Below are 1,163 nucleotides of genomic sequence, written 5' to 3' on the forward strand. Positions count from 1 at the left end.
CGGCCAGAAACTTGGACGCCAATTAGGGTTTCCGACAGCGAATGTAGCCTTAAAGAGAACGAAAGTACCATTTTCAGGTGTCTATGTCGTAAGCCTTTATTTGAACGGTGAGGATAATACCCCTTATCAAGGTGTAGCGAATGTTGGGGTTAAACCAACCGTTGGGAATTACTTGCCTTCTCTAGAAGTACACCTGTTCGGCTTTGATCGAGATATATATGGCCGAAATGTTCGAGTTGTTTTTCATCAGAAAGTACGTGATGAGCAGCGTTTTAATGGTATTGACGCTCTGAAAGAACAGATAGATAAAGATGTTAAGCAGGCCAAGGAATATTTTAAAAAATTGGCCAGCTAGAAAGATATAAACGCGATCTTGATAAAAAATTATTGAGTGCCTTAGTGATCTAAGGACAATATTGACAACCTGATGTGACAATAATATGAGTGATTACAAGCATACTTTAAACCTTCCCGAAACCAAGTTTCCAATGCGTGGCAATCTGGCTCAGCGAGAGCCTGGCATGTTAAAGCAGTGGCAGGATATGGATTTGTATCAACAAATCAGAACCGCCCGGGCGGGAGCAGAGAAGTTTATTCTTCATGATGGCCCTCCGTATGCAAACGGTAGTATTCATATTGGTCACGCGGTTAACAAGATTCTTAAAGATATTATTGTCAAAGCGAAAACAATCAGTGGTTATGACGCACCTTACATTCCGGGTTGGGACTGCCACGGCTTACCGATTGAACACAATGTCGAAAAGAAAAAAGGCAAGGCCGGCGTAAAAATAGACTACCCTGAGTTTCGTCAGGCCTGTCGTGACTACGCGGCTAAGCAGGTTGCAGGCCAGAAAGAAGACTTTATTCGTCTAGGTGTTCTGGGTGACTGGGATAAGCCTTACCTAACCATGGACTTTAAGTTTGAAGCCGATATTGTCAGAGCCTTGGGACAAATTATTGAAAACGGCCACTTGCAGAAAGGCTTTAAGCCGGTTTACTGGAGTGTTGTCGGTGGTTCTGCATTAGCTGAAGCAGAAGTTGAATATCAGGATAAGCAGTCAACAGCGATCGATGTTCGTTTTAATGTCGCCGACCAGACTGCTGTTTACGAGGCTTTCTCTGTTGATGCGCAAGATGTGCCTATGTCTGTTGTGATCTGGACG

At 43.7% G+C, this 1,163-nt stretch carries 2 protein-coding genes; both read left to right on the forward strand.

The genetic code is table 11. The annotated features are described in order from the left end of the window. Positions 1-355 (forward strand): riboflavin kinase (locus A3756_RS19995; RefSeq protein ID WP_304438914.1); only part of this gene is annotated, 355 nt, incomplete at its 5' end. Positions 356-440: 85 nt separating this feature from the next. Further along, a partial coding sequence (locus A3756_RS20000; RefSeq protein ID WP_156490629.1) for a class I tRNA ligase family protein occupies positions 441-1,163 on the forward strand: 723 nt, incomplete at its 3' end.

This window comes from Oleiphilus sp. HI0086 (assembly GCF_001635225.1).